We start from the raw sequence: 25526 nt of genomic DNA, 5'->3' as shown, positions 1-25526 counted from the left end.
TTCAGTTTCCCGTCGTCTCGCCCTTGTCGTGACCCAGCTTGGCGAGGCTCGCCTTGGCCGCCGCGGCCACGCGCTCCGCCGTCAGCCCGAATTGCTCGTACAGCGTCTTATACGGTGCCGACGCGCCGAAGTGTTCAAGGCTGACGACCTCACCCTTCTCGCCGACGAACTCTCGCCAGCCGAGGGCGATGCCCGCCTCGACCGCGACCCGGGCCTTGATCGCTGACGGCAGAACAGTCTGCCGATACGCAATGTCCTGCCCGTTGAACCACTCGACACACGGCATCGAGACGACCCGCGTCGGGATGCCTTGCGCTTCGAGCAGTTCGCGGCCGTTGACGGCCAGCTCCAGCTCGCTGCCCGTGCCGATGAGGATCACCTGGGGCTGCCCGTCGGACGCCTCGTGCAGGATGTAGCCGCCCTTGGCCACGCCCTCGGGGCTGGTGCCCTCGAAGACCGGCAGGTTCTGCCTGGTCAGGGCGAGCGCGGCGGGCCTGTCGACGTGCTGGAGCACGCTCTGCCAGGCGTAGGCCGTCTCGTTGGCGTCGCCGGGGCGCACCACGTCGAGGCCGGGGATCGCGCGCAGCGCCCACAGGTGCTCGATCGGCTGGTGGGTCGGTCCGTCCTCGCCCAGCCCGATGGAGTCGTGCGTCCACACGTAGGTGACCGGCAGCTTCATCAGCGCCGCCAGACGCACCGAGGGGCGCATGTAGTCGGAGAAGACCAGGAACGTGCCGCCGTACGGCCGGGTGCCGCCGTGCAGGGCGATGCCGTTGAGAATGGCGCCCATGCCGTGCTCGCGGATGCCGAAGTGCAGCGTGCGGCCGTAGCGGTTACCGGGGAAGTCCTTGGTCTGGTACTCCTCCGGGATGAAGGACGGCTCGCCCTTCATCGTGGTGAGGTTGGACTCGGCCAGGTCGGCCGAGCCGCCCCACAGCTCGGGCAGCACCGGCGCGAGCGCGGTGAGCACCTCGCCGGACGCCTTGCGGGTGGCCATCGAGCCGCCCTTGTCGAACGTGGGCAGCGCCTTCGTCCAGCCGGCGGGCAGCTCGTGGTGGGAGATGCGGTCCAGCTCGGCGGCCCGCTCGGGGTTGGCCGCGCGCCAGGTTTCGTAGCCCTTCTGCCAGGCGGCGTGCGCCTCGTGGCCCCGGTGCGCCACCTCGCGCGCGTGCGCCAGCACCTCGGCGGGCACGTCGAAGCTCTTCTCGGTGTCCATGCCGAGGACCCGCTTGGTGGCGGCCACCTCGTCGGCGCCGAGGGCGGAGCCGTGGATCTTGCCGGTGTTCTGCTTGTTCGGGGCGGGCCAGCCGATGATCGTGCGCAGGCGGATGAACGACGGCCGGTCGGTCTCGGCGCGCGCCGACTCCAGCGCCGCGTGCAGCGCCTGAACGTCCTCGACGTAGTCGCCGGTCTCGGTCCAGTCGACGCTGAGCGTGTGCCAGCCGTAGGCCTCGTAGCGCTTGACCACGTCCTCGGACTTCGCGATCAGCGTGTCGTCCTCGATGGAGATGTGGTTGTCGTCGTAGATGACGATGAGGTTGCCCAGCTTCTGGTGGCCGGCGATCGCGCTGACCTCGTGGCTGACGCCCTCCTCGATGTCACCGTCGCTGACCATGCACCAGATGTGGTGGTCGAACGGCGAGGTGCCCACCTCGGCGTCCGGGTCGAACAGGCCGCGCTCGCGGCGGGCCGCCATGGCCATGCCGACGGCGTTGCCCAGGCCCTGGCCGAGCGGGCCCGTGGTGGTCTCCACACCGGCCGTGTGCCCGTGCTCGGGGTGGCCGGGGGTCAGGCTGTCCCACTGGCGCAGCCGCTTCAGGTCGTCCAGGTCGAGCCCGTATCCGGACAGGAACAGCTGGATGTACAGGGTCAGGCTGGAGTGCCCGCACGACAGGACGAAACGGTCACGCCCGATCCACGTGGGATCTGTGGGGTCGTGGCGCATCGCGCGCTGGAACAGCAGGTACGCGGCGGGAGCCAGGCTCATGGCGGTGCCCGGGTGACCCGAACCCGCCTTTTCGACTGCGTCCATGGCCAGGGCTCGAACGACGTCGACCGCTTGCTTGTCTAGGTCGGTCCATTCGAGGGCTGGCACGAGTTCGGTGCTCAAGTGCTCGGTCTCCGGAATCTAGTTGTCTTGTGGTGGTACCGGTTGGCATATCCCGCCCACACCGGACCCTAACTGAGTGGAGTCGGCGATCGATTCCCCCTCCACCCCGTGCGTGTCCCCCCATTGGCCGGACCGGACGACCCTGCTACTACAGTTTGGTTGTTCTCGTTGTCACAGGGACGCCTGGCGTCCGTCCATGAGATTCCGCTCCAATCAGAGGTTACGCGTTGACTCCGCACGTGCTGGAAGCGCCTTGACGGTGCTGACGAACAGGCAGACGACGGCCCCCGCTCCCGCGGCCGAGCCGCCAAGGACGATCGGCATGCTCGTCAAGGCCTACATCGCTCTCACCAAGCCGCGGATCATCGAGCTCCTGCTGATCACGACGCTCCCCGTGATGTTCCTGGCGGCCGGCGGGCTGCCGCCGCTGTGGACGTCCGTGGCGGTCATGGTGTTCGGCACCCTGTCGGCGGGCAGCGCCAACGCGCTCAACTGCTACGTGGACCGCGACATCGACCAGAAGATGCGCCGCACCAGGCGGCGACCGCTGGCCAGGCACCAGGTCTCGCCGACCGGCGCGCTCATCTTCGGCATCGTGCTCGGCGTGCTGTCCTTGGTCGGTCTCTGGCTGACCACCAACTGGCTGGCCGCCATGCTCTCCACCGGCGCCATCCTGTTCTACGTCATCGTCTACTCGATGATCCTCAAGCGGCGCACCGCCCAGAACATCGTCTGGGGCGGCATCGCGGGCTGCATGCCGGTGATGATCGGCTGGGCGGGCATCACCGGGCGGCTCGACTGGGCGCCGCTGGTGCTGTTCGGGGTGGTGTTCTTCTGGACGCCGCCGCACACCTGGACGCTGGCCATGCGCTACAAGGAGGACTACGCGGCGGCCGAGGTGCCGATGCTGCCCGTGGTGGCCACCGAGCGCCGGGTGATCCTGGAGTCGATCGCCTACACCTGGGCCACCGTGCTCTGCTCGCTGGCCTTGTGGCCGGTGGCGGGCACCACGCTGTTCTACCCGATCGCGGCCGGCGTCCTGGGCGTCATGTGCCTGTGGGAGGTGCACCGCCTGCTGGCCCGGCTCAACTCCGGCAAGAGCGGTGTCGACCTGCGGCCGATGCGCTTCTTCCACTGGTCCAACGCCTATCTGGCGCTGCTGTTCCTCGCCGTGGCCATCGACCCGCTACTGAGCTGACAGGCCACGCCACCTGGGCAGGACAGCACCATTTTGATCGGTTACAGTCACCGTATGGCGTCCCGTGATCCACGCTGGGTGTTGAAGGACCGCCCGTCGTTCGCGTTGATCATCGGGCTGATCGTGACCGGCCTGTGCGCGCTCGTCTCCTTCGCTTTCGACGTGTTCAACGGCGCGCCCGTGCAGTTCTTCATCTCGCTCCTCCTCGCGCTGGCGCCGGTGCCGCTGCTGCTGGCCGCCGTGCTCGCGCTCGACCGGATGGAGCCGGAGCCGCGCAGCAACCTCATCTTCGCCTTCGCCTGGGGGGCGGGGGTGGCGGTGCTGGTCGCGGGCCTGATCAACTCGCTCAACCTGCACTACATCATCGACACGGCCAACCTGAGCGCGGCCAACGCGCGCAACGTCGCCGCAACGTTCGGCGCGCCGGTGGTCGAGGAGTCGATGAAGGGGCTGGTGCTGCTCGGGCTGCTCAGATTCCGCCGGGCCGAGTTCGACGGGCCGACCGACGGCGTCATCTACGCCAGCATGGTCGGCCTCGGCTTCGCGATGAGCGAGAACGTCAGCTACTACGTCGCCGCGCTCAACTCCGACCAGGGCGGCATGGGGCTGGCCGTCACCGTGGTGCTGCGCGGTGTGCTGTCGCCGTTCGCGCACCCGCTGTTCACCTCGATGATCGGCGTCGCGGTCGCCTACGCCGCCCAGCGCAACGGGTCCGAGCGGGTCTTCATCATCATGGCCGGCTGGGTCGGCGCGATGCTCCTGCACGGGCTCTGGAACGGTCTCACCTCCTACGGCGGCTTCCCCGGCCTGGTCATCGCCTACCTGGTGCTGCTGGTCGTGCTGGTGGTGCTCATCGCGCTGGTGCTCAGGGACCGGCGGCGCATCGTCGCGCTGATCCACCGCTACCTGCCGCCGTACGAGCCGACCAAGCTGGTCAACCGGGCCGACATCTACATGCTGTCCGCCCTGTCGCGGCGCCGGCAGGCCAGGCAGTGGGCCAAGGTCCACGGCGGCAAGCGGGGGCTGCGCGCGATGCGCGACTACCAGCTCGCGGCGACCGAGCTGGGCCTGCTGCACGAGCGGGCCGCCAAGCGGATGGTCGACGAGCAGACCTTCCACGAGGAGCAGCGCGCCCTGCTCGAATGCATGAGCGCCGCCAGGGCCGGCTTCCCGATGACGCCCGCCCACTTCAGGGCCGCGGCGCGGGGCACCCCGCCACCGGGCTACGCGCCCGGCGCCCCCGGCTGAGCCAGGATCCGCCGCAGCGAGGTCTCGCGCGGACCGGGATAGACCGGGTCGGAGTGCAGCAGCAGCGCGTCGGCGAACGCCTTGCCGGTGGCGAACAGCTCACGGGTGGCCGAGGCGTAGGTGGTCACGGCCCACTGCTTGGCGGAGTCGTCGCCCACGCCGAAGGTCGTCAGCCCCGCCGTACGGCAGAGCGTGACCGCTCTCGGCAGGTGGAACACCTGCGTGACCACGGTCAGCCGCTCGGCGCCGAAGACCTGGCGGGCCCGCACGCACGAGTCCCAGGTGTCGAAGCCGGCGTAGTCGAGCACCATCACCGCGTCGGGCACGCCCCTGGCCCGCAGGTAGTCACGCATGGCCGTCGGCTCGTCGTACTCCTTGCGGCTGTTGTCGCCCGACAGCAGCAGCGCCTTGACCTTGCCCGCTCGGTAGAGCTCGGCCGCGATGTCGAGCCGCCGGGCCAGAAAGGGGGAGGGGTGGCCGCTGAACAGGCCCGCGCCCAGCACGAGCGCCACCTGCGAGGCGGGCACCCGGGCCAGCCAGCCGCCGGTGTCGGCCACCACGCGGCTGTCCGAGCTGTCGAGCCACGCCCACGTCATCGGCGCCAGGGCGAGCACGCTGAGCAGCACCAGTCCTTGGTACAGCCGGCGCAGGGTCTTCCGAGCGGGGCGGGCGAAAGCCACTCGACGACCTCACAGATAGGGGGACGTAGTCCCTCACACCTTAGACTTTGGCCGGTGTTTCCGTGGGGGAGGCGGCGGCCGGGGCCGTCAGCGGGTCGCGGGTGCGCAGTGAGGTGACCACTCTGAGCGTGGCGATCCAGACCAGGGTCGAGCCGAGCACGTGCACGCCGACCAGGAAGGCGGGCACCGCCAGGAAGTACTGGGTGTAGCCGATCACGCCCTGGGCCAGCTCCACCATGATCAGCACCAGCGCGGCCCGGCGGGCCGATCTGGGCGAGTCGGTCACGTGCAGCGCGAACATCAGCGCGAACGACAGCCCGACCACGAGGTAGACGATGTCGGCGTGCAGCCGCGCCACGCTCTCGATGTCGAGGTCGAAGCGGGAGGCCAGCGCGTCGCCGGAATGCGGCCCCGTGCCGGTCACCAGCACCCCGGCCAGCAGCAGCACGACCACCGCCGCGACCAGCACGTGGCCGAGGCGCCGGATGTCCCGGTGCGTCACCCGGCGGACCGGTCCGTCGCCCTCACTCGAGCGCGCGTAGAGCGCCCAGCAGGCGGCGATCAGCGCGATGGAGACCAGGAAGTGCACGCTGACCGTGAACGGGTTGAGCAGGCTCCTGACCACCAGCCCGCCCCACAGCGCCTGGAAGACGATGCCCGCGGGCTGCAGCAGGGCCAGCCGGAGCAGCGGACGGCGCCGCGGGGCCAGCCGCATCGCCGACACCACGCAGGCGAACCCCACCGCCAGCACCAGGAACGTCAGCAGCCGGTTGCCGAACTCGACGGCCATGGTGACGGGCGAGATCTCCGGATGCGCGATCGGCACGAAGCTTTCGGGGGTGCACCTGGGCCAGGTCGGGCAGCCGAGCCCCGAGCCGGTGACCCGCACGGCCGCGCCCGTCACCGTGATGCCCGCGTTGACCACCACGGAGGCCAGTGCCCAGCCGCGCATCGACTCGGCGGTCGGCGCCCAGAAGGAGAACAGGCGCCGGACCAGGGCGTTGGAGTGGTCCGTGGGTAGTTTCACGTCAACGAGCTTCACGTCAACGATGGTAAGGGCCTGGTTGTCCGGTCCTCCCATCGGGAACGTGCTTCTCAAGCGGCATGGGTATGTGACATATTACAGACCGGGAGGTGAAATGTCCGATGTGATCGTCATCGGCGCCGGAGTGGTGGGCGCCGCGTGCGCTTATTACGCCGCCCGGGCCGGACTCGACGTGACCGTGGTGGACCGCGGCCCGGTGGCGGGCGGCACGACGGGCGCGGGCGAGGGCAACGTGCTGGTCTCGGACAAGGAGCCGGGTCCGGAGCTGGACCTGGCACTGCTGTCCAACCGCCTCTGGGGAGAGCTGGCCGCGCTGGGCGGGTTCGAGTACGAACCCAAGGGCGGACTCGTCGTCGCCGAGACGGACGAGGTCCAGAAGCAGCTCGCCGAGCTGGCGGCGGAGCAGGGCGTCGAGTACGCCGTCGTGCCCGCCGCCGACCTGCGCGGCTACGAGCCGCACCTGGCCGAGGGGCTCGCGGGCGGCGTCTACTACCCGCAGGACGCCCAGGTGCAGCCCATGCTGGCGGCCGCGCACCTGCTCAGGCACGGCGCGGAGAGCTTCGGCCACGGGACGCTGCACCTGCGCACCGGGGTCACCGTGACCGGATTCACGCGGTCCGGCGACCGGGTGACGGGCGTACGCACCGACCGGGGTGACATCCTCGGCGGCGCGGTGATCAACGCGGCCGGCACCTGGGGCGGCGAGATCGCCCGGCTCGCGGGCGTGGACCTGCCGGTCCTGCCCAGGCGCGGTTTCATCCTGGTCACCGAGCCGCTGCGCGAGCCGCTGATCCGGCACAAGGTCTACACCGCCGCCTACGTCACCAACGTGGCCAGCGACTCGGCCGATCTGGAGACCTCGGCCGTCGTCGAGGGCACCCCGGCGGGGACCGTGCTCATCGGGGCGAGCAGGGAGCGGGTCGGGTTCGACCGGACGACCTCGCCGCGGGTGCTGTCCCGGCTGGCGGCCCAGGCCGTCGCCCTGTTCCCGGTGCTCCGGGACGTGCGGGTGATCAGGTCGTACTGCGGTTTCCGGCCGTACTGTCCCGACCATCTGCCGGTGATCGGCGCGGATCCGCGCGTGCCCGGGTTGTATCACGCGTGCGGGCACGAAGGGGCGGGGATCGGTCTCGCGCCCGCGACCGGGCTCGTGTTGTCCCAGCTGCTGACCGGCGCCCGCCCGGACCTCGACCCGCACCCCTTCCGCCCGGACCGCTTCGAGTCCTCTCACGCGAGCGAGGAGTCCGAGTGACCTTCCAGATCACGATCGACGGCCGGGCCGTGCCGGTCGAGCCGGGGCAGACGATCGGCGCGGCCCTGCACGCCGCCGGGGTCCGCGCGTGGCGCACCACCCGCTTCGGCGGGCGGCCGCGCGGGCTGTTCTGCGGCATCGGCGTCTGCTTCGACTGCCTGATCACGGTGAACGGCCGCCCACCAGAACGCGCCTGCCTGCTGGAGGCCCGGCCCGGAGACGAGGTGACGACCTCGTGAGCGCGCCCGACGACCGCCTGAGCGACAGCGACGACCGCCTGAGGGCGACTGACGACCGCGTCCGCGACGACCGCGTGAGTGCGGCCTGCGATCTCGTCGTGGTCGGAGGTGGGCCTGCCGGAGTGGCGGGCGCTCTGGCGGCGGCGTTGCGCGGCCTGAATGTGGTCCTCATCGACTCCGGAGCCCGTCTCGGCGGTCAGTACTTCCGTCACCCGGCCGACGCGGCGCGCGCCGTCACGCCGGGTCTGGACCGGTTCCTGCGGCAGGCCCGCGCGCTGGGCGAGCGGGCCGAGGTGCTGCTCGGACACCAGGTGTGGACCGTGACGCGCGACGGCGACCGGCTGACCGTCCACTGCCAGACACCGGACGGGCGCCCGGTGGAGATCCGCTGCCGTGACCTCCTGATCGCCACCGGCGCGCATGACCGGCCGCTGCCGTTCCCCGGCTGGGACCTGCCCGGCGTCCTGACGGCGGGCGGCGCCCAGGCGCTGCTCAAGGGCAACGGCGTCGTCGCCGGCGGCCGGGTGGTCGTCGGCGGCACCGGGCCGTTCCTGCTGCCCGTGGCCACGGGCCTGGCCGCGGCGGGGGCCGAGGTGCTGGGCGTGTTCGAGGCCAACGGCGGCCTGGCCCTGGCCCGGCATCCGGTGCTGGCCCTGGGCAAGGCGGGGGAGGCCGCGGGCTACGGCCTGGCCATGGCCAGGCACCGCGTGCCGTACCGGACGCACCAGGCGGTGATCGCCGCGCACGGCGAGCGCGAGCTGGAGGCCGTCACCGTGGCGCGGCTCGACGCCGACTGGAACGTGCTCGCCACCAGGGAGCTGGCCTGCGACACCCTGGCCGTCGGCTACGGCTTCGTCCCCCAGATCGAGCTCGGCGTCGAGCTGGGCTGCCAGACCCGCCAGGACGCGGACGGCATGCCCGTACTCGCGGTGGACGGCCGCCAGCGCACCACGGTGGAGGGCGTCTGGGCGGCCGGCGAGCCGACCGGTGTGGGGGGCAGGCACCTGGCCGAGCTGGAGGGCCGCATCGCGGGCCTGGCCGTGGCCGGAGCGCCGGTCCCCGGCGTGCTGGCCAGGCGGCGCCGGCGGATGCGCGCGTTCGGGGAGGCGCTGCACCACGCCTATCCGGTCAAGCCGGGCTGGCAGAGCTGGCTGCGCGACGACACGCTGGTGTGCCGGTGCGAGGAGGTGCCGGTCGCCCGCGTACGCGCGGCGCTGGCGCTCGGCGCCACCGACGCGCGCTCGGTCAAGCTGCTGGCCAGGCCCGGCATGGGCTGGTGCCAGGGCCGCGTCTGCGGCTACGCGGTCGCCTGCCTGGCCGGGGAGCAGCCCCGGCCCCCTCGCCGCCCCATCGCGCAACCCATCTCTCTCGGCGCCCTCGCCGACCTCGACACCCACTGATTTTGGAGGAAACTTTAATGACAAATCGCGCTAAGTCCTGGCACGGTGTCATGGTGGCCACGGCGCTCCCGCTGCACCCGGATCTGTCCGTCGACTTCGACGGCTATGCCGACCACTGCCGCTGGCTGGTCGAGAACGGCTGCGACGGCGTGGTCCCCAACGGATCGCTGGGCGAGTACCAGACGCTCACTCCCGAGGAGCGGGCCCGGGTCGTGGAGACGGCCGTCGAGGCCGTCGGCGGGGCGAACGTGATGGCGGGCGCCGCCGCGTACGGCGCGGCGGAGTCGCGGCGCTGGGCCGAGCAGGCGGGCGCGGCCGGCTGCGGCTCGGTGCTGCTGCTGCCGCCCAACACCTACCGGGCCGACGAGCGGTCCGTGATCGCGCACTACCGCGAGGTGGCCAAGGCCGGGGTGCCGATCGTGGCCTACAACAACCCGTACGACACCAAGGTGGACCTGACGCCCGCGCTGCTCGCGGCCCTGCACGGTGAGGGTCTGATCGTGGCCGTGAAGGAGTTCAGCGGTGATCCGCGCCGGCCCTACGAGCTCGCCGAGCTGGCCCCCGGGCTGGACGTGCTGATCGGGTCCGACGACGTGCTGCTGGAGCTGGCGGTGGCCGGCGCCGTCGGCTGGGTCGCGGGCTACCCCAACGCGCTGCCCGCCTCCAGCGTCGCCCTCTACCGGGCCGCGCTGGCCGGTGACCTCGACACCGCGCTGCCGCTCTACCGCACGCTCCACCCACTGCTGCGCTGGGACTCCAAGACGGAGTTCGTGCAGGCCATCAAGCTGTCGATGGACCTCGCGGGTCGTCATGGCGGGCCCTGCCGCCTGCCGCGCGTGCCGCTGACGGAGGAGCAGGCGGCGGCCGTACGCGGTGCGACGGAGAAGGCGCTCGCGGAGGGCCTGCGATGAGGACGAAACGGGTCTTCCACGCCGTCGACTCGCACACCGAGGGCATGCCGACCCGCGTGATCACCGGCGGCGTGGGCGTGATCCCCGGCGCGAGCATGGCCGAGCGGCGCGTCTACTTCCGCGACCACCTCGACCACATCCGCCGGCTGCTGATGAACGAGCCGCGCGGCCACGCCGCCATGAGCGGCGCCATCCTGCAGCCGCCGACCAGGCCCGACGCCGACTGGGGCGTGCTGTTCATCGAGGTGTCCGGGCTGCTGCCGATGTGCGGCCACGGCACCATCGGCGTGGCGACCGTGCTGGTGGAGACCGGCATGGTGGAGGTCGTCGAGCCGGTCACCACCGTACGCCTGGAGGTGCCCGCCGGGCTCGTCGAGGTGGACGTGGCCGTCGAGGACGGCATGGCCATGTCGGTGACGCTGCGCAACGTGCCCGCCTACAGCGATAGACTCGACGCCGTCGTCACCGTGCCGGGCTTCGGCGACATCCGCTACGACCTGGCCTACGGCGGCAACTTCTACGCGATCGTCGACCTCGACGACTACGGCCTGCCCTTCGACCGCAAGGCCAAGAACGAGATCCTCGCCGCCGGGCTGGCCACGATGGCGGCCATCGACGCCGCCGACGAGCCCGTGCACCCCGAGGACGACCGCATCCGCGGCTGCCACCACGTCTACTTCGCCGCGCCGGGCTCCAACGCGCACCACTCGCGGCACGCGATGGCCATCTACCCGGGCTGGTTCGACCGCTCGCCCTGCGGTACCGGCACCAGCGCCCGCATGGCCCAGCTGCACGCCCGCGGCGAACTGCCGGTGGGCCCGGACGGCTGGGACTTCGTCAACGAGTCGTTCATCGGTACCCGGTTCGTCGGCCGGCTGCTGGGGGAGACCACCGTCGGCGGGCGGCCCGCGGTCGTGCCCGCCATCACCGGCCGCGCCTGGGTCACCGGCACCGCCCAGTACTTCCTCGACCCGCGCGACCCGTTCCCCGAGGGGTTCGAGCTATGAGCGTCACCACGGTCGACTACCACACCGCGGGCGAGCCGTTCAGGATCGTCATCGGCGGCGCCCCCGACCTCCCGGGCGCCACCGTGCTCGAACGCCGTGCCGCCGCCCCCGGCGGACCGGCCGAGCGGGTGCGGCGGCTGCTCTGCCACGAGCCGCGCGGCCACGCCGACATGTACGGCTGCTTCCTGGTCCCGCCCGACGACCCCGGCGCCCACTTCGGCGCGCTGTTCTGGCACAAGGACGGCTACTCCACCGCCTGCGGCCACGGCACGATCGCCCTCGGCGTGCACGCTGTCCGCGAGGGGCTGGTCGAGGCGGACCCCGGCGGCGAGACGGACGTGGTCATCGACGTGCCGTCCGGCCGCGTCACGGCCCGCGTCCGCGGCTCGCGGGACCGCGTCGAGTCGGTCACCTTCGTCAACGTCCCGTCGTACGTCATCGCCCGCGCCGTCCCCGCCGCCGGCGTCAAGGTCGACCTGTCCTACGGCGGCGCCATCTACGCCGCCCTGCCGGTCTCGGCCGTCGGCCTGTCCGTCGAGGCCGCGAACCTGCCCGAGCTCATCGGCCACGCCCGCCGGATCAAGGCCGCCCTGGCGGACCACCCGGCCACGCGGCACCCGGCGGACGACCGGCTGTCCGGCGTCTACGGAGTGATCTTCTACGAAGGGGAAGGGCCGCACCAGCGCAACGTGACGGTGTTCGCCGACGGCGAGGTGGACCGGTCGCCGTGCGGCTCCGGCACGGCCGCGCGGCTCGCCCTGCTGTACGACGAGGGCCACCAGGGGCCGCTGATCCACACCGGCATCGCGGGCGGCACGTTCGTCGCCACCGTGGGGAAGGTCACGGACCAGGGCGTCGTCGCCGAGATCGAGGGCATGGCCTACCGCACCGGCAGGCACACCTTCGAGCTCGACCCCGCGGACCCCCTCGGCACCGGGTTCGTGCTCCGGTGAGCCCGCTGCCCTACCTCGACGCCGCCACCATCGAGCGGCTGGTGCCCGTGGCGCGGGCCGTACGGATCCTGGAGGAAGCCCTGCGAGCCGGGCTCGATCCGGAGGAGACGCCGCTGCGGCCGGTCGTCGAGCTGCCCGCCGGGCAGCTCCTGCTGATGCCCGCCGCCGCGGGACGCTACGCGGGCGTGAAGGCCGTCACCGTCGCGCCCGGTAACGCCGCGCGCGGGCTGCCCCGCATCCAGGGCACGTACCTGCTGCTCGACGGCGACACCCTGGCCCCGCTGGCCGCCATGGACGGCGTCGCGCTCACCTCGCTGCGCACCCCGGCGGTCTCCGCGCTGGCCGTCACGCACCTGGCCGAGCCGGACGCCCGCACCCTGGTGGTGTTCGGCACCGGCCCGCAGGCGTGGGGGCACATCCTCGCGCTGAGCGCGGTCCGGCCCGTCGAGCGGGTCACGGTCGTCGGCCGCGACCGCGCCCGCGCCGAGGAGCTCGCCGCCCGCTGCCGCGAGCACGGCCTGCCCGCTCTGGCCGGGCACGGTCCGGACCCCGACCTGCGTGCCGTGGCCGAGGCGGACCTGATCGCCTGCTGCACCACGGCCAGGGAGCCGCTCTTCCCCGGCGAGCTGGTCCGCGACGGCGCCACGGTCGTCGCGGTCGGGTCGCACGAGCCCGACGCCCGTGAGCTGGGCGGCGACCTCCTCGCCCGCGCCACCGTCGTGGTCGAGGCCAGGTCGGCGGCGCTGGCCGAGGCGGGGGATGTGGTCATCCCGGTGCGCCAAGGTACGATCACCACCGGTCACCTCGCCGGTAACCTCGCCGACCTGATCGCCGGCCGGGTGCCCACGGGTGCCGGTCCCCGCGTGTTCAAGAGCACCGGGATGGCGTGGGAGGACCTGGTGGTCGCCGCCGCCGCGTACGAGGCGTGGGCCTAGCGGGGCGTTCCCCAGCGGGCGTGTACTGAGAGTGAGGGGATGGCCGGATGACTGCCGAGAACCGGCTCGACCTGCCGATGGTGGGCGAGCGGCAGAGCTTGCGTGAGCAGGTCGCGCACGCGCTCCGTGCCGCGCTGGTCACCGGCGAGATGCGCCCGGGGGTGGTCTACTCCGCGCCGGTGCTGGCCGCGCAGTTCGGCGTCTCCGCGACGCCCGTCCGTGAGGCCATGCTCGACCTGGCCAAGGAGGGGCTGGTCGAGGCGGTGCGCAACAAGGGCTTCCGGGTCACCGAGCTGTCCGACCGCGATCTCGACGAGCTGACCGAGATCCGGCAGCTCATCGAGGTGCCCACCGTGACCCGCCTGGCCGACGCCTCGCGCGCCGCGGAGTTCGAACGGCTCAGGCCGGTCGCCGAGGAGATCGTCGCCGCGGCCGAGCGGGGCGACCTGCTCGGCTACGTGGACGCCGACCTGCGCTTCCACGTGGAGCTGCTGACCCTGTCGGGCAACGCCCACCTGGTCGAGGTGGTCAAGGACCTGCGCAACCGGGCCCGGCTCTACGGCCTCTCGCAGTTGCGGGAGCGCGGCACGCTGTCGGAGTCGGCCCGCGAGCACGTCGCGCTGCTCGACGCGCTCAAGACCGGCGACACCACGGCGGCCCGCAGCATCATGTCCGAGCACATCCAGCACGTCCGCGGCATCTGGGCCGACCAGCACTGATCACACCCTGGGGGCTATTTCGTGGCGCGCGTGGTCCCCAGGCTGGCGGCCACGATGCAGATGATCGCCGCCCACTGCTGCGCGTGCAGCATCTCGCCCAGCACCACCACGCCGACCAGCGCGGCCATCGCGGGCTCCAGGCTCATCAGGATGCCGAACACGTGTTTCGGCATCCGGCGCAGCGCGTTCAGCTCCAGCGAGTACGGGATCACCGACGACAGCAGTCCCACTCCCAGCCCGATCAGCAGCAACTGCGGCTGGAGCAGGTCGCCGCCGCCCGAGGTGATGCCCACCGGCGCGATCACGAGGGCCGACACGATCATCGCGAACGACAGCCCGGTCGTGCCGGGGAAGCGCCGCCCGACCGAGGCGGACAGCAGGATGTAGGCGGCCCAGCACGCGCCGGCCGCCATCGCGAGCCCGATGCCGACCCAGCTGATCGACGCCGACTGGCCCCACGGCGCCAGCAGCGCCACACCCGCCGCCGCCAGGCCGATCCACAGCAGGTCGAGCCGGCGCCTGGACGCCGCGACCGCCACGCCCAGCGGCCCGAGGAACTCGATCGCCACCGCGATGCCCAGCGGCAGCCGCGCGATCGCCTCGTAGAACACGAGGTTCATGACCGCCAGCGTCACGCCGAAGGCGACCCCGACCCCGAGATCACGCCACGACATCCCCTTCAGCTTGGGCCTGGCCACCGCGCCCATGATCAGCGCGCCCGCCCCGATGCGCAGGAACACCACCGCGCTCGGCGGCAGCGCCGCGAACAGCTCCTTGGCGAAGCCCGCCCCGAGCTGCACCGAGAAGATCGCCAGCAGCACCAGCCCGGAAGGCGGGATGGAGTCGGCAGCGGCACGCAGCACGCTGCCGGGTTTGGGGAGCCCCGATCCGCGGTCGAAAGGATCATCCAGGGCGAACGCGGTCACGGCACTCCTCGGTAGGTCGGCTGGCGGGTAGAACGGTACCGAGCCAGGCCGACATTCCCTCCCTGAGGTGGTACTAATACGCACTGGATCATTGAAACCCCCCATGCTCGTCCTGATCGCCGCCGACCTGGGCGTCCCGCTGGCCGGGGTGGCCTCCGCGCTGATGCCGGTGCTGGGCGCGCTGGTGGTGTCGAGGATCGTGGCACCCGCCCAGCCCGCCGACCTCGGCCCGGGGCGGGTGCCACGGCCCTGGAGCACAACGGGGTACGGCCGGCGGTGCACGTCAGCCTGACCGCTCGCCGCGCTCACACCCCCGCCGCGTTCAGGGGGCTGCTCACTCCCAGCGGAACGTACGCGAGGCCAGGCCCAGGGACAGCACCGCCCAGGCGGCCAGCACCGCCAGCGCCCCCAGCGGCAGGGCCGCGCCCCCGGCGAGCACGGAACGCAGCCCGCGGGTCAGCGCCGAGATCGGCAGCAGCTCCAGGACCGGCCGCACCCCGGCGGGGAACTTGTCCAAAGGGAAGATCACCCCACCCGCGCCGAGCAGCACCAGGTAGACCAGATTGGCCCCGGCCAGCGTCGCCTCGGCCCGCAGCACGCCCGCCATGAGCAACCCCAGCCCGCTGAAGGCCGCCGTGCCCAGCAGCACGAGCAGCAGCGCGGCCACCGGCGAGCCCTGGGGCCGCCAGCCGAGCGCCAGCGCGACCGCCACGAGCACCACCACCTGGACGCCCTCCACCGCGAGCACGGCCGCCGTCTTGGCCAGCAACAGCCCGGCCCTGGACAGCGGGGTCGCGCCGAGCCGCTTCAGCACGCCGTAGCGGCGCTCGAAGCCCGTCGCGATGGCCTGCCCGGTGAACGCCGTCGACATGATCGCCAGCGCGAGCACGCCCGGCGCGAGGAAGTCGATCCGCCGGCCGCCGCCGATGTCGATCAGCGGGGCCAGGGAGAACCCGACGAGCAGCAGCACCGGGATGATCAACGTCAGCAGCAGCTGCTCGCCGTTGCGCAGCGTCTGGCGCGTCTCGGCCGCCGCCTGCGCCAGCACCATGCGCGCGAACGGCGCCGCCGCCGGTGCGGGAGTGAAGTCGAGCGTGGTCATCGCAGCTCCCTGCCGGTCAGCTCCAGGAACACGTCTTCGAGCGTTCTTCGCTCGATGCTCAGGTCGGCGGCCATGACGCCCTCGGCGGCGCACCAGGTCGTCACGGTAGCCAGCAACTCCGGGCCCACCAGGCCCTCGATGATGTAGTGGCCCGCGGGCGACTCCTTGGCCGCGCTGCCGCCGGGCAGCGCGTTGAGCAGCTCGTCCAGCGAGAGCCCCGGCCGGGCCCTGAAGCGCAGCTGGCGCTCGGCCCCGGTCAGCGACGCCGGGCTGCCCTCGGCCACCACCCGCCCCCGATCGATGATCACCACCTGGTCGGCCAGGCGTTCGGCCTCGTCCATGTGGTGCGTGGTGAGCACCACCGAGACCCCCGCGGCCCGCAGCTCGCCCACCAGGTCCCAGCAGGCATGCCTGGCCTGCGGGTCGAGCCCGGCCGTCGGCTCGTCGAGGAACACCAGCTCCGGCCGGCCGATGACCGCCGCGGCCAGGGAGAGCCGCTGCTGCTGGCCCCCCGACAGGCGGCGGTAGGGGGTGCGGACATGGTCGGCCAGGCCGAGCCGTACCAGAAGCGCGGGAGCGTCGAGGGGATGGGCGTAGAAGCGCGAGACCAGGCGGAGGAACTCCCCGCAGCGCATCGCGGGCGGCACGCCGCCCGCCTGGAGCATGACGCCCACCCGGGGTCGCAGCTCGGGCCGGTCGGGCGGCAGGCCCAGCACCCGCACCGTGCCGGAGTCGGCCGTCCGGAACCCCTCGCAGATCTCGACCGTGGACGTCTTGCCGGCGCCGTTGGGCCCGAGCACGGCGGTGACCGCGCCACGCTCGGCGCGCAGCGACAGGCCGTCGACGGCGGTGCTGCCGCCGTAACGCTTGACCAGGCCGATGAGCTCGACGGCTGGGGATTCCATGGCCACGAGTTTAGGGACTGTCCGTAACGGTCCGCCTGGCAACCCTGCCCGGTCCGTCCGGGAGGCCGGATCCTGGCCGGATATGGACAGCTGTTGACCCGGCCATTTCTCGGAAAGTCCCCACCAGGAGTGAAAGTCTGAGAGTGACGTCCACATCACAGGAGGTTGCCATGTCACAACGCAGTGGCTATGCGCCCGGCGTCCCATGCTGGGTGGATCTGTCGAGCACCGACGTCGAGGCGTCCGTCCGCTTCTACGACGAGGTGTTCGGCTGGCGGGCGGAGATGATCGACGACCCGGCGGCCGGGGGCTACGGCCAGTTCACCTACGACGGCAAGAAGGTCGCCGGAGTGGGCCCCGTCTTCGGCGAGGGCATGCCCGCGACCTGGAACACCTACATCACCACCGAAGACGCCGCCGCCACCGCCGACCGGGTCAGGAACGCGGGCGGGACCGTCGTCATGGAGCCCATGCAGGTGTTCGAGGAAGGCACCATGGCCGTCTTCCAGTCGCCCGACGGGTCGTTCGTCTCGATCTGGGAGGCCGGCCGGCACCAGGGCGCCGAACTGGTCAACGAGCCGACCTCGTTCTGCTGGAACGAGCTCGTCACCCGCGACGTCGCCGGCGCGGAGCGCTTCTACTCGGCCGTCTTCGGCTGGACCCCCCACCTCCAGGAGATGGAGGGCGTCAAGTACACCGAATGGCACGCCGGGGACGCGAGCATCGCCGGCATGATCGAGATGGCGCCGCAGTACCCGCCGGAGACGCCGTCCCACTGGATGACGTACTTCGCCGTCGCCGACCTCGACGCCACCGTCAGCGCGGCCGAGCGGGCGGGTGCCACGATCCTCGTCGGCGCCATGGACGCGCCTCCGGGGCGGTTCGCCATGCTCACCGACCCGCAGGGAGCGGCACTCTCCGTGATCCAACTCCGCGAAATCAGCTAAACATCCCATAATCGGGAATCTGGCAGACCGGATCTTGGTTGAACCCCTCGGCCCTCGTGGGTCACACGCCTGCGAGGGAGAGGGGTTCACGCATGTCCGTGGCAGAAGCCACGCCAGTCATCACGTCACCTGTCGTCAAGGAGAAGCGCCGCGGACTCCTGCTGCTCGTCCTGGGAGCGCTGTCGGCCATCGGCCCGCTCTCGATCGACATGTACCTGCCCGCGCTGCCCGCCATCACCGGCGAACTGCTCAGCACCCCCGCGCAGGTACAGCTGACGCTGACCGCCTGTCTCATCGGCGTCTCCGTCGGCCAGGTGGTCGCCGGACCGGTGAGCGATGTGCGCGGCCGGCGGTTGCCGCTGATCGTGGGCGTGGCCGGGTACGCGCTCGCCTCGCTGCTGTGCGCCTTCGCCCCCTCGGTGCCCGTGCTCATCCTGTTCCGCCTGCTGCAGGGCATCCTCGGCGGCGCGGCCCTGGTCATCGTCCGGGCCGTCGTCCGCGACCTCTACGACGGCGCCGCCATCGCGCGCATCTTCGCCACGCTCATGCTCGTCAGCGGCCTCGCGCCGATCCTGGCCCCGATCCTGGGCGCGCAACTGCTCGCCTTCACCTCCTGGCGCGGCGTCTTCGTCGCGCTGAGCATCGCCGGGATCGTGCTGCTCGTGGCCATGCTCGGCGGGGTCCGCGAGACGCTGCCCGCCCACCAGCGGGAGAGCGGCGGCCTCAAGCACACCGTGCGCATCTTCTGGCGGCTGCTGCGCGACCGCTCGTTCATGGGCGGCGCGCTGACCGCGGGGCTGGCCTTCGCCGCCATGTTCGGCTACATCTCCGGCTCGCCGTTCGTGCTGCAGGAGGTGTACCACGCCACACCGCAGCAGTATTCGCTCATCTTCGGGCTCAACGCGCTCGGCCTGACCCTCATGGCCCAGGTCGGCGGGCGGCTCTCGGGACGGGTGGCGCCGGCCCGCCTGGTGGTCGCCGGCCTGTGCGTGGCCCTGGCCGGCGCGGCGCTGCTGCTGGCCGCCGCCGTCCTCGGGCTGGGCCTGGCGGGCATCGTCGCCGCGCTGTTCGTTATCATGTGCGGCCAGGGCCTGGTGCTTCCGGGCACCGGAGCGCTGGCCCTGGCCAGCCAGCCGCAGCAGATCGCGGGCAGTGCCTCCGCCCTGCTCGGTGTGCTCCAGTTCGCGCTGGGCGCCCTGGCCGCGCCGCTGGTCGGGCTGGTGGGGGCGGCCACGGCAGTGCCGATGGCCTCGGTGATGCTGGCGCTCATCGCCTGCTCTGCGGTGACCTTCCTGGTCATCGGCCGAGTTAGGTAAGCCTACCCTGCGTGAGAAATTCCATTCCTCGTCTTTCAGGATCCATTTGTGAAGCGGGAAGGAATTACGGCACACTGATGTTGTGAAAAACGTGCCCACGTCAATCGAGCCAGGAAACGAGCGCGGCACCCGCGCCCGGGTCGCTCGGCTGATCCTTGAGCACGGTCCTGTCGCGGCGGTCGCGCTGGGCGAGCGGCTCGGGCTCACGCCCGCCGCCGTCCGCCGTCATCTTGACGCGCTGCTGGCTGACGGGATGATCGAGCCTCGTACGGTGCGTCCGCGCGGACAGCGCGGACGAGGGCGACCGGCCAAGCTGTTCGCCATCACCGACGCGGGGCGCAGTGCTTTCGAGCACGCCTATGACGACCTGGCCAACAGCGTATTGCGTTTCCTGGCCGAGCGCGTGGGCGACAAAGCAGTGACCGACTTCGCCCGCTCGCAGGTGTCCAGCCTGATGCGACGACTGGAGCCGGTCATGCTGACGGTGCCGGCCGACCAGCGCGTACAAGTGCTGGCGCAGGCGCTGTCGGCGGAGGGGTACGCCGCCTCGGCCACCAAGGCCAAGTCGGGCGGCGACCAGCTCTGCCAGCACCACTGCCCGGTGGCGCACGTGGCGGCGGAGTTCCCGCAGCTGTGTGAGGCCGAGACGGAGGCGTTCGCGCAACTGCTCGGCACCCCGGTGCAGCGCCTGGCCACGATCGCGCACGGCGACGGGGTCTGCACCACCCATGTGAGCCCGCACGCGCTGGGCCTTGCAACGAGCAGGGCCACCCATAGCGACAAAAGCAAGGAGACCGGAAGGTGACTGTCACCGACCGCCCGGAGCTGGAAGGCCTCGGGAATTACAAGTTCGGCTGGTCCGACTCGGATGCCGCAGGGGCGGTGGCCAAGCGCGGCCTGTCCGAGGAGGTCGTCCGCAACATCTCCGCGCTCAAGAACGAGCCGGAGTGGATGCTCGACCTTCGCCTGAAGGGCCTCCGCCTGTTCGGCAAGAAGCCCCTGCCCACCTGGGGTTCCGACCTCACGGGCATCGACTTCGACAACATCAAGTACTTCGTGCGCTCGACCGAGAAGCAGGCCGCTTCCTGGGACGAGCTGCCCGACGACATCAAGAACACCTATGACAAGCTCGGCATCCCCGAGGCGGAGAAGCAGCGCCTCATCGCCGGTGTCGCCGCCCAGTACGAATCCGAGGTCGTCTATCACAAGATCCGTGAGGACCTCGAGGAGAAGGGCGTCATCTTCGTCGACACCGACACGGGCCTGAGGGAGCACGAGGAGCTCTTCAAGGAGTACTTCGGCTCGGTCATCCCGGTCGGCGACAACAAGTTCGCCTCGCTCAACACCTCCGTGTGGTCCGGTGGCTCGTTCATCTACGTGCCGCCGAACGTCGAGGTCGAGATCCCGCTGCAGGCCTACTTCCGGATCAACACCGAGAACATGGGCCAGTTCGAGCGGACGCTGATCATCGTCGACGAGGGCAGCTACGTCCACTACGTCGAGGGCTGCACCGCGCCGATCTACTCCTCCGACTCGCTGCACTCCGCGGTCGTCGAGATCATCGTGAAGAAGAACGCCCGCTGCCGTTACACGACCATCCAGAACTGGTCCAACAACGTCTACAACCTGGTCACCAAGCGCGCCGTCGCCTACGAGGGCGCGACCATGGAGTGGATCGACGGCAACATCGGCTCCAAGGTCACCATGAAGTACCCGGCCGTCTACCTGATGGGCGAGCACGCCAAGGGTGAGACGCTGAGCGTCGCCTTCGCGGGCGAGGGCCAGCACCAGGACGCCGGCTCCAAGATGGTGCACCTGGCTCCGCACACGAGCTCCACCGTCATCTCCAAGTCGGTGGCGCGCGGCGGCGGCCGCACCTCCTACCGCGGTCTCGTCCAGATCGAGGAGGGCGCCCACGGCAGCGCCAGCACGGTCAAGTGCGACGCGCTCCTGGTCGACCAGATCAGCCGCTCCGACACCTACCCCTACGTCGACGTCCGCGAGGACGACGTCTCGATGGGTCACGAGGCCACGGTCTCCAAGGTGAGCGAGGACCAGCTGTTCTACCTCATGAGCCGCGGTCTGGGCGAGGACGAGGCGATGGCGATGATCGTGCGCGGCTTCGTCGAGCCGATCGCGCGCGAGCTCCCCATGGAGTACGCCCTCGAGCTGAACCGCCTCATCGAGCTGCAGATGGAAGGAGCCGTCGGCTGATGGGCCTGACCGAGAAGCCCTTGTCGACCCTGCACGAGAAGGCGTCCTACGACCTGGACGACTTCGAGGTCCCGACGGGGCGCGAAGAGGCGTGGCGCTTCACGCCGCTGTCCCGCCTGAAGGGCCTGCACAGCGGCAAGGCGGAGATCACCGGGCGGGTGCTCACCCAGGTCTACACCCCGGCGGGCGTCGCCGCCGAGTGGGTCGGGCGCGAGGACGCGCGCATCGGCAAGGCGTACGTGCCGGCCGACCGCGTCAGCGCGCAGGCCTACAACGCCTTCGAGAAGGCGCTGGTCGTGACCGTGCCCAAGGAGACGGTGCCCGGCGAGGAGATCCGCATCGAGCTGCGCGGCGGCGGCAGCGACGGGGTCAGCTACGGCCACATCGTGGTCGTGCTGGAGCCGCTGGCCGAGGCCGTGGTCGTCATCGAGCACCAGGGCAGCGCGGTCTACGCCGACAACATCGAGTTCGTCGTCGGCGACGGCGCCACGCTCAAGGTCGTCAGCCTGCAGGACTGGGACGACGACGCCGTGCACGTCTCCCACCACCACGCCCAGCTCGCCAAGGACGCCACGTTCAAGGGCTTCGTGGTGACCCTGGGCGGCGACCTGGTGCGCCTGTCGCCGAGCGTGTCCTACATCGGCCCGGGCGGCGACGCCGACCTGTCCGGCGTCTACTTCGCCGACGCGGGCCAGCACCTGGAGCACCGCCTCCTGGTCGACCACTCGCAGCCCCACTGCAAGAGCAACGTCGACTACCGCGGCGCTCTGCAGGGCGAGGACGCGCACGCCGTGTGGATCGGCGATGTGATCATCAGGGTCGAGGCCGAGGGCACCGACACCTACGAACTCAACCGCAACCTGATCCTCACCGACGGCGCCCGCGCCGACTCGGTGCCCAACCTGGAGATCCTCACCGGCGAGGTGGCCGGCGCCGGCCACGCCAGCGCCTCCGGGCGCCTCGACGACGAGCACATCTTCTACCTGCAGGCCCGCGGCATCCCCTTCGACGAGGCCCGGCGCCTGGTCATCAAGGGCTTCCTCGGTCAGCTCATCGAGAAGATCCAGGTGGCGGAGATCCGCGATCGCGTCCTGAACGCGGTGGAGGCGGAGCTCGCGCGATGAGTCTTGAGAAGGTGTGCAAGGTCGAGGACATCCCCGACGGCGGAGTGATCGGCGTGGAGGTGGGGGAGACCCCGGTCGCGCTGGTCCGCAAGGGCGGCGAGGTGTTCGCCCTGCACGACGTCTGCTCCCACGCCGAGGTGAAGCTCAGCGAGGGGGAGGTCTACGACGGCACACTCGAATGCTGGTTGCACGGCTCGTGCTTCGACGTCCGCTCCGGCAAACCCACCGGGCCGCCCGCCACCAGACCCGTGAACGTCTACACAGTCCAGATCGACGGCGACGACGTCCTCGTCTCGCTCTCGAAGGAGTCATAAAACACATGTCCACCCTTGAGATCCGTGACCTGAAGGTCGCCGTCGAGGACAAGGAAATCCTGCGCGGCGTCAACCTCACCGTGCAGTCGGGGAAGACCCACGCCATCATGGGGCCCAACGGCTCCGGCAAGTCCACCCTCGCCTACGCCATCGCCGGCCACCCGAAATACACCATCACCGGCGGCGAGGTGCTGCTCGACGGCGTCAATCTGCTGGAGCTGACGGTCGACGAGCGGGCCCGCGCCGGCCTGTTCCTGGCCATGCAGTACCCGGTCGAGGTCCCCGGCGTGTCGGTCTCCAACTTCCTGCGCACCGCGGTCACCTCGGTCAGCGGCGAGGCGCCCAAGCTGCGCCAGTTCGCCAAGGACCTCAAGAGCGGCATGGACGCGTTGCAGATCGACGGCGCGTTCGCCCAGCGCAACCTCAACGAGGGCTTCTCCGGCGGTGAGAAGAAGCGCCACGAGATCCTCCAGCTGGAGCTGCTCAAGCCGAAGATCGCGGTGCTCGACGAGACCGACTCCGGGCTCGACGTCGACGCGCTGCGCGTGGTGTCCGAGGGCATCAACCGCTTCCGCGCCTCGGGCGACACGGGCGTCCTGCTGATCACGCACTACACCCGCATCCTGCGGTACGTGAAGCCCGACTTCGTGCACGTCTTCGCCGCTGGCAAGATCGTGGAGGAGGGCGGGCCGGAGCTGGCCGACAAGCTCGAGGCCGAGGGCTACGAGCAGTACACGAAGGCATCTGTATGACTTCCACCAGCTTGGACGTGGAGAGGATCAGGAAGGACTTCCCGGTTCTCTCCCGCGAGCTGCCCGGCGGGCGTCCGCTCGTCTATCTCGACTCGGGCAACTCCTCCCAGAAGCCCACCGCGGTCGTCGAGACCATGCGCGAGCACCTGGCGATGCACTACAGCAACGTCGGGCGCGCCATGCACGTGCTCGGCGCGGAGTCGACCGAGGCCTACGAGAGCGCGCGTGACAAGGTGGCCGAGTTCATCGGCGCCCCGTCGCGCGACGAGGTGATCTTCACCAAGAACGCCTCCGAGGCGCTCAACCTGGTCGCCTACTCCTTCGGCAACCCGGCCAACACCGACCCCCGCTTCACCCTCGGCCCCGGCGACGAGATCGTCATCTCCGAGATGGAGCACCACTCCAACATCGTGCCGTGGCAGTTCCTGGTGCAGCGCACCGGCGCGACGCTCAAGTGGTTCGGTGTCACGGACGACGGCCGCCTCGATATTTCGGATATTTCAGGACTGATCACTGAGCGCACGAAGATCGTGTCGATCGCGCATCAGTCCAACGTGCTCGGCACCATCAACCCGGTGGCCGACGTGCTGCGCCGGGCCCGCGAGGTGGGCGCGCTGGTGCTGCTCGACGCCTCCCAGTCGGTCCCGCACCACGCCGTGAACATGGCCGAGCTGGGTGTCGACTTCGTCGCCTTCACCGGCCACAAGATGGTCGGTCCCTCGGGCATCGGGGTGCTCTGGGGCAAGGCCGAGCTGCTCGACGCCATGCCCCCGTTCCTGGGCGGCGGCGAGATGATCGAGGCGGTCTGGATGGACCACTCGACGTACGCGCCGGTGCCGCACAAGTTCGAGGCGGGCACTCCGCCGATCGTCGAGGCCATCGGTCTCGGCGCGGCCGTCGACTACCTGACCGGCATCGGCATGGAGGCCATCGAGGCGCACGAGCGCGGCCTGACGGCCTACGCGCTCGACGCGCTGCGCGAGGTGCCCACGCTGCGCCTGATCGGGCCCGACTCGCTCGACCAGCGGGGCGCCACCCTGTCGTTCACGCTCGGCGGCATCCACCCGCACGACGTCGGCCAGCTGCTCGACGACGACTTCGGCATCGCGGTACGCGTCGGGCACCACTGCGCCCGGCCCCTCCACCTGCGGTTCGGAATACCGGCGACCACTCGGGCGTCGTTCTACCTGTACAACACCACGGGCGAGATCGACGCCCTGGTCCGCGGCCTCCATCATGTTCAGAAGGTGTTCGCATAGCCATGATCGGCGAGTCGATGTACCAGGAACTGATCCTGGAACACTACAAGCACCCGCAGGGGCGGGGGCTGCGTGACCCGTACGACGCCGAGGTTCACCACGTGAACCCCACGTGCGGCGACGAGATCACGCTCCGGGTCAAGTTGGGCGACGCCGGCAAGATCGAGGACGTCTCCTACGACGGGCAGGGCTGTTCGATCAGCCAGGCCGCCGCCTCGGTGTTGCACGAGCTGACCACCGGCTCGACGGTCGAGGACACGCTGTCCGTGGTCGACGAGTTCACCCGCCTCATGCAGGGCCGGGGCAAGGTGGAGGCCGACGAGGACGTGCTCGGCGACGCGGTGGCGTTCGCGGGCGTGGCCAAGTTCCCGGCGCGCGTCAAGTGCGCGCTGCTGTCGTGGATGGCCTACAAGGACGCTGTTGTGAGGAGTGCTGCGCGATGAGCAAGCCGGTGGAGACGCCGACCGGGTTCGATGGTGAGGCCACCGTCGACGAGGTCATGGAGGCGCTCAAGGACGTCGTCGACCCCGAGCTCGGCATCAACGTCGTCGACCTGGGCCTGATCTACGGGCTCAACCTCGACCCCGCCGAGGGCGGCCGGCCGGTGGCCACCATCGACATGACGCTGACCAGCGCGGCCTGCCCGCTGACCGATGTCATCGAGGATCAGGCGCATTCCGCGCTCGAGGGCATGGTTTCCGATGTTAAGATCAATTGGGTCTGGCTCCCGCCGTGGGGACCGGACAAGATCACTGACGAAGGGCGCGAGCAGCTTCGTATGCTAGGCTTCAACGTCTGATCATTGCTGTAGGGCTGACATCTTGGTGTCAGCCACTTCAGCCTGCCGAAGTCTGATAACTCAGATACTCGGGGAATACATGGTGTCTTCCCCGTGTTGGCAACACGTGCACCTAACGCACCAAAGTGCGTTTCACGCCGCCTGCGGCCGGCAAATGGGTGCGCGTAGACG

27 protein-coding genes are annotated in these 25526 nt (G+C 70.7%); 21 read left to right on the top strand and 6 right to left on the bottom strand.

Going from position 1 to position 25526, the window contains the following annotated elements; genetic code table 11:
• Position 1 precedes the first annotated feature (1 nt).
• Positions 2-2032: a transketolase gene (tkt, locus tag ACGFNP_RS45985; protein ID WP_393329307.1), complete on the bottom strand. Its 2031-nt coding sequence runs from the start codon at positions 2030-2032 to the stop codon at positions 2-4.
• Between the two features lie 331 nt (positions 2033-2363).
• Between tkt and ACGFNP_RS45980 the strand changes: the two genes are divergently transcribed.
• The gene (locus ACGFNP_RS45980; protein ID WP_358324733.1) at positions 2364-3308 is read left to right on the top strand and encodes a heme o synthase; all 945 of its coding nucleotides are present in this window, start codon (positions 2364-2366) and stop codon (positions 3306-3308) included.
• A gap of 54 nt (positions 3309-3362) precedes the next feature.
• The gene (locus tag ACGFNP_RS45975) at positions 3363-4556 is read left to right on the top strand and encodes a PrsW family intramembrane metalloprotease (RefSeq protein WP_358324730.1); all 1194 of its coding nucleotides are present in this window, start codon (positions 3363-3365) and stop codon (positions 4554-4556) included.
• Here ACGFNP_RS45975 and ACGFNP_RS45970 read toward each other — a convergent pair.
• Together ACGFNP_RS45970 and ACGFNP_RS45965 are read right to left on the bottom strand one after the other, a co-directional pair.
• Positions 4532-5236 (bottom strand): vancomycin high temperature exclusion protein, encoded by a 705-nt coding sequence (locus ACGFNP_RS45970; protein WP_393329305.1) that lies wholly within the window; start codon positions 5234-5236, stop codon positions 4532-4534. The two genes, ACGFNP_RS45975 and ACGFNP_RS45970, sit on opposite strands and share 25 nt — an antisense overlap.
• A gap of 40 nt (positions 5237-5276) precedes the next feature.
• Positions 5277-6278, bottom strand: a complete 1002-nt coding sequence (locus ACGFNP_RS45965; protein ID WP_358324724.1) for a COX15/CtaA family protein — start codon at positions 6276-6278, stop codon at positions 5277-5279.
• A 97-nt stretch (positions 6279-6375) separates the two neighbouring features.
• On the opposite strand from ACGFNP_RS45965, the gene ACGFNP_RS45960 reads away from it, so the two are divergent.
• From ACGFNP_RS45960 to ACGFNP_RS45925, 8 genes are read left to right on the top strand one after another with little or no spacing between them, the layout of a single operon-like run.
• Complete coding sequence (locus ACGFNP_RS45960; protein WP_393329303.1) at positions 6376-7533, top strand: NAD(P)/FAD-dependent oxidoreductase; 1158 nt, start codon at positions 6376-6378, stop codon at positions 7531-7533.
• Entirely contained in the window at positions 7530-7772 is a 243-nt protein-coding gene (locus ACGFNP_RS45955; protein WP_214636266.1) for a (2Fe-2S)-binding protein, read from the top strand. Before ACGFNP_RS45960 ends, ACGFNP_RS45955 begins: the two co-directional genes overlap by 4 nt.
• Positions 7769-9172 (top strand): NAD(P)/FAD-dependent oxidoreductase, encoded by a 1404-nt coding sequence (locus ACGFNP_RS45950; RefSeq protein WP_393329302.1) that lies wholly within the window; start codon positions 7769-7771, stop codon positions 9170-9172. The genes ACGFNP_RS45955 and ACGFNP_RS45950 overlap by 4 nt, the downstream gene beginning before the upstream one ends.
• A 17-nt stretch (positions 9173-9189) precedes the next feature.
• A complete protein-coding gene (locus ACGFNP_RS45945; protein ID WP_358324715.1) occupies positions 9190-10083 on the top strand; it encodes a dihydrodipicolinate synthase family protein in 894 nt (297 codons plus the stop codon).
• Positions 10080-11090, top strand: a complete 1011-nt coding sequence (locus ACGFNP_RS45940) for a proline racemase family protein (RefSeq protein WP_358324712.1) — start codon at positions 10080-10082, stop codon at positions 11088-11090. The genes ACGFNP_RS45945 and ACGFNP_RS45940 overlap by 4 nt, the downstream gene beginning before the upstream one ends.
• The gene (locus ACGFNP_RS45935; RefSeq protein ID WP_393329299.1) at positions 11087-12043 is read left to right on the top strand and encodes a proline racemase family protein; all 957 of its coding nucleotides are present in this window, start codon (positions 11087-11089) and stop codon (positions 12041-12043) included. The genes ACGFNP_RS45940 and ACGFNP_RS45935 overlap by 4 nt, the downstream gene beginning before the upstream one ends.
• Positions 12040-12978: an ornithine cyclodeaminase family protein gene (locus ACGFNP_RS45930; RefSeq protein ID WP_393329297.1), complete on the top strand. Its 939-nt coding sequence runs from the start codon at positions 12040-12042 to the stop codon at positions 12976-12978. The genes ACGFNP_RS45935 and ACGFNP_RS45930 overlap by 4 nt, the downstream gene beginning before the upstream one ends.
• Before the next feature lie 47 nt (positions 12979-13025).
• The gene (locus ACGFNP_RS45925; RefSeq protein ID WP_393329295.1) at positions 13026-13697 is read left to right on the top strand and encodes a GntR family transcriptional regulator; all 672 of its coding nucleotides are present in this window, start codon (positions 13026-13028) and stop codon (positions 13695-13697) included.
• Between the two features lie 14 nt (positions 13698-13711).
• On the opposite strand, the gene ACGFNP_RS45920 is transcribed toward ACGFNP_RS45925, so the two are convergent.
• Positions 13712-14623: an EamA family transporter gene (locus ACGFNP_RS45920; RefSeq protein WP_358324700.1), complete on the bottom strand. Its 912-nt coding sequence runs from the start codon at positions 14621-14623 to the stop codon at positions 13712-13714.
• A gap of 103 nt (positions 14624-14726) precedes the next feature.
• Between ACGFNP_RS45920 and ACGFNP_RS45915 the strand changes: the two genes are divergently transcribed.
• Positions 14727-14915, top strand: coding sequence for a hypothetical protein (locus ACGFNP_RS45915; protein WP_393329294.1), 189 nt, complete (start codon positions 14727-14729; stop codon positions 14913-14915).
• 42 nt (positions 14916-14957) lie between these two features.
• On the opposite strand, the gene ACGFNP_RS45910 is transcribed toward ACGFNP_RS45915, so the two are convergent.
• Together ACGFNP_RS45910 and ACGFNP_RS45905 are read right to left on the bottom strand one after the other, a co-directional pair.
• Entirely contained in the window at positions 14958-15725 is a 768-nt protein-coding gene (locus ACGFNP_RS45910; protein ID WP_358324694.1) for an ABC transporter permease, read from the bottom strand.
• Complete coding sequence (locus tag ACGFNP_RS45905) at positions 15722-16630, bottom strand: ABC transporter ATP-binding protein (RefSeq protein ID WP_358324691.1); 909 nt, start codon at positions 16628-16630, stop codon at positions 15722-15724. The genes ACGFNP_RS45910 and ACGFNP_RS45905 overlap by 4 nt, the downstream gene beginning before the upstream one ends.
• A gap of 170 nt (positions 16631-16800) precedes the next feature.
• Between ACGFNP_RS45905 and ACGFNP_RS45900 the strand changes: the two genes are divergently transcribed.
• The 10 genes from ACGFNP_RS45900 to ACGFNP_RS45855 all read left to right on the top strand — a co-directional run bounded on the left by ACGFNP_RS45900 (position 16801) and on the right by ACGFNP_RS45855 (position 25355).
• Positions 16801-17577 carry a VOC family protein gene (locus ACGFNP_RS45900; RefSeq protein ID WP_358324689.1) on the top strand — a complete coding sequence of 259 codons (777 nt, stop codon included), beginning with the start codon at positions 16801-16803 and terminating at the stop codon, positions 17575-17577.
• Positions 17578-17669: 92 nt separating this feature from the next.
• On the top strand, positions 17670-18893 hold the full coding sequence (locus ACGFNP_RS45895; protein WP_358324686.1) for a multidrug effflux MFS transporter: 1224 nt from the start codon (positions 17670-17672) through the stop codon (positions 18891-18893).
• A 91-nt stretch (positions 18894-18984) separates the two neighbouring features.
• Complete coding sequence (locus ACGFNP_RS45890) at positions 18985-19698, top strand: metalloregulator ArsR/SmtB family transcription factor (RefSeq protein WP_358324683.1); 714 nt, start codon at positions 18985-18987, stop codon at positions 19696-19698.
• A complete protein-coding gene (gene sufB / locus ACGFNP_RS45885; protein WP_393329291.1) occupies positions 19695-21107 on the top strand; it encodes a Fe-S cluster assembly protein SufB in 1413 nt (470 codons plus the stop codon). The genes ACGFNP_RS45890 and sufB overlap by 4 nt, the downstream gene beginning before the upstream one ends.
• Positions 21107-22231 (top strand): Fe-S cluster assembly protein SufD, encoded by a 1125-nt coding sequence (sufD, locus tag ACGFNP_RS45880; RefSeq protein ID WP_358324678.1) that lies wholly within the window; start codon positions 21107-21109, stop codon positions 22229-22231. The genes sufB and sufD overlap by 1 nt, the downstream gene beginning before the upstream one ends.
• Entirely contained in the window at positions 22228-22545 is a 318-nt protein-coding gene (locus tag ACGFNP_RS45875; protein ID WP_214636280.1) for a non-heme iron oxygenase ferredoxin subunit, read from the top strand. The genes sufD and ACGFNP_RS45875 overlap by 4 nt, the downstream gene beginning before the upstream one ends.
• Before the next feature lie 5 nt (positions 22546-22550).
• Positions 22551-23297 carry a Fe-S cluster assembly ATPase SufC gene (sufC, locus tag ACGFNP_RS45870; RefSeq protein ID WP_358324676.1) on the top strand — a complete coding sequence of 249 codons (747 nt, stop codon included), beginning with the start codon at positions 22551-22553 and terminating at the stop codon, positions 23295-23297.
• Positions 23294-24556: a cysteine desulfurase gene (locus tag ACGFNP_RS45865; RefSeq protein ID WP_358324673.1), complete on the top strand. Its 1263-nt coding sequence runs from the start codon at positions 23294-23296 to the stop codon at positions 24554-24556. Before sufC ends, ACGFNP_RS45865 begins: the two co-directional genes overlap by 4 nt.
• Before the next feature lie 2 nt (positions 24557-24558).
• Positions 24559-24999 carry a Fe-S cluster assembly sulfur transfer protein SufU gene (gene sufU, locus ACGFNP_RS45860; RefSeq protein WP_219528548.1) on the top strand — a complete coding sequence of 147 codons (441 nt, stop codon included), beginning with the start codon at positions 24559-24561 and terminating at the stop codon, positions 24997-24999.
• Positions 24996-25355: a metal-sulfur cluster assembly factor gene (locus ACGFNP_RS45855; protein WP_214636283.1), complete on the top strand. Its 360-nt coding sequence runs from the start codon at positions 24996-24998 to the stop codon at positions 25353-25355. Before sufU ends, ACGFNP_RS45855 begins: the two co-directional genes overlap by 4 nt.
• The last annotated feature ends 171 nt before the right edge of the window (positions 25356-25526 follow it).

The organism is Nonomuraea sp. NPDC049269, from assembly GCF_043197155.1.
Lineage (GTDB): Bacteria > Actinomycetota > Actinomycetes > Streptosporangiales > Streptosporangiaceae > Nonomuraea.
Note: the sequence above shows the minus strand (reverse complement) of the source record. Positions and strands in the feature narration are given on the sequence as shown.